This is a genomic window from Flavobacterium ponti, assembly GCF_042652765.1.
In the GTDB taxonomy this organism is placed as follows: Bacteria; Bacteroidota; Bacteroidia; order Flavobacteriales; family Flavobacteriaceae; genus Flavobacterium; species Flavobacterium ponti.
In genome coordinates this window covers 1-2,538 of the sequence record NZ_JBHSGW010000012.1, presented here as the reverse complement: position 1 = coordinate 2,538, position 2,538 = coordinate 1, and the positions used below count along the sequence as shown (strand labels likewise).

Genomic DNA, 2,538 nt, shown 5'->3' with positions numbered 1-2,538 from the left:
TTATCACATAAAAAAATCCCTAACTCTTTTTGAATTAGGGATTTTTTATTGGTTGGTTGGGTTGGTTAATTTTTGTTTGTTTATTTCTTATTTCTTAACGATTAAGAATTCTGAACGTCTGTTTAGAGCATGTTGTTCTTCTGTACAATCTTCTCCACAGTCCACTTTTGGTTCACTTTCTCCAAATCCTTGTCCTGTGATTCTATCTTTTGAGATTCCTTTTGAGATAATGTATTGAACAGTTGATTTTGCTCTTCTGTCTGATAAGTTTAAGTTGTATTTGTCACTTCCTCTGTTATCTGTGTGCGATTTAGCAAAGATAACCATGTCTTTGTGCTCTTCTGACTTCATTACTTCTACTAACTTATCAAGCTCTTCTGCTCCTTGTGCTGTAATATTGCTTTTGTTGAATTCAAAGAAAATTGGTTGTAAGATAACTTCTGTTTCTGTAATAATTGGTTTAATTGGATCTAATGATATATATGCCATCACTTCTCCACCTCTTGTTTTCTCTACAGTAAATGTATCTGGATCAAATCCTTCTTTTGAGAATTGCATGCTGTATACTTCATCACAATTTACATCAAAGTTAGCGTTTCCTGAACCATCTGTCATTTTGGTTGCAATAACTTTATTGTCTTTGTCTAACAACACAACTTTAGCATCTGCTAGTACATTGCCGTTTTTTGAATTCTTTACATTAGACAACACTAAAACACCACAAACTGGGTCAGCTTTATAGATGTTGTCTACTCCTGCTCTATTACTTGAGAAAAATCCAACTTTTTTGTCTGCATTGTATGTAAAAGCAAAGTCATCTTTTTCAGAATTTACAGGTGCTCCTACGTTTTTAGCTTCTGAGTTTTTGTTTAAGTCCAATTGGTATACATCAAATCCTCCAAAACCTTGTCTTGCATCTGATGAAAAGAATAATACATTCTCATCTGAGATAAACGGAAAACTTTCGTTTCCTTCTGTGTTTACTTTGTCTCCAGCATTTTCTGGTGTTCCATACTCATCACCATTTACTGCTACTTTCCAAATATCAATTCCTCCTTTTGAACCTGGCATATTTGATGAAAAGTACAATGTTTTTCCGTCTTTACTCAATGATGGATTACTTGTTGAATATTCTTTGCTGTTAAACGGTAATGCTTTTACATTTGACCATTTTCCATCCACCTTTGTTGCTTTGTAAAGATTTACTTGACTGAATTTTAATTTGTTTACTTTATCTTTTTCATACAAATTATCGTTATAACTCTCACTAGCATAGTACATAGTATTTCCATCTGCACTTATTGTAGCTGGTCCATCGTGCCATCTTGTGTTGATTCCTTCTACTAAAGTAGCTTCACTCAATGTTCCGTTTGCGTTGTATGTAGCTTTGTATAAGTCTAAGTAAGGCTCTTCGTTCCATCCGTAAGTTTTTCTAGCTTCATTTCTTGCACTAGTAAAATATACTTCATTCTCGTTAGTTAAAACAGCTCCAAAGTCTGATTTATCACTGCTAATATCTGAAGCTGCAATGTCATACATCTTAGCTTGTTGTTTTAGCTTTGGTAAATAATTTGGATCTGATTTAAATGCTTTTGCTCTATCATCATTTGGTTTCATAGCAGCAAATGCTTGCATTTGTTTGTTAGCCTCTTCTGTTTGACCTGATGCCTTTAGCATTTGTGCATATCGATAATACGTTTCTGCATCTTGCTTCTCGGCTGCGATAGCTTGTGCGTATGCTTTTGCTGCTTCTTTTGCATTAAAAACATTGTAATAACTCTCTGCCATTTGTTTGTAAACATATCCATCTGCTTTACCTTCATCTACCAGTTTTTGGTATGCTGCGGCTGCATCTACATATTCAAACTTTTTATACAGCTTATCAGCTGTCTTTGTCTCTTTGTTTTGTGCACTCAGTATTCCACTTGCGATTACAAAACTTAAGGTGATATATATTTTCTTCATGTCGTTGTCGCTTTTAAATTAGAAATATCTTGGTGAACGTGAAACTTTCTTCGGGAAATTTAAATCAAACAACAATATAACCTCATGTGAAGATGGTGTTGTTACTTTTAAATCCGATACAATGTGATCGTAAGCATATCCTAATTTTACATTAGGTGAAATTGCATAATTAACCATCGCTCCAAAACTGTCTTCTAAACGATATGTGGCTCCTACTTCAAACTTATCATTAAACAAGAAGTTCGTTGATAAATCTAATGATGGTGATACATTGAAGGCTGACTTTAACATGAAAAATGGTTTGAACTTCACATTTTGGTTGATGTCAAATACATATCCTCCTGTTAAAAAGTAATGCGATACATCGTTTCCATACTCTCTTCCGTTATAATCCAAATGTGTTCCTTTTAACATATTTGGTACCGAAAAAGCTAAATAATATTTGTTCGTATAATAGAACAATCCTGTTCCTATGTTAAGGTAGCTGTTGCTTGCATCTTCTGCAAAAGCACCATCACCAACATCTGGTAATGTGCTATTAATTTGTGAAAACAAATCTACTTTATGAAAGGT

The 2,538-nt window shown here is 33.8% G+C and carries 2 protein-coding genes; both read right to left on the bottom strand.

The features are described from left to right. Positions 1-87 precede the first annotated feature (87 nt). Positions 88-1,965, bottom strand: coding sequence for an OmpA family protein (locus tag ACFO3U_RS07610; protein ID WP_379740099.1), 1,878 nt, complete (start codon positions 1,963-1,965; stop codon positions 88-90). 18 nt (positions 1,966-1,983) lie between these two features. Further along, on the bottom strand, positions 1,984-2,538 hold a 555-nt coding region (locus ACFO3U_RS07605; protein WP_379740095.1), incomplete at its 5' end, for a PorP/SprF family type IX secretion system membrane protein.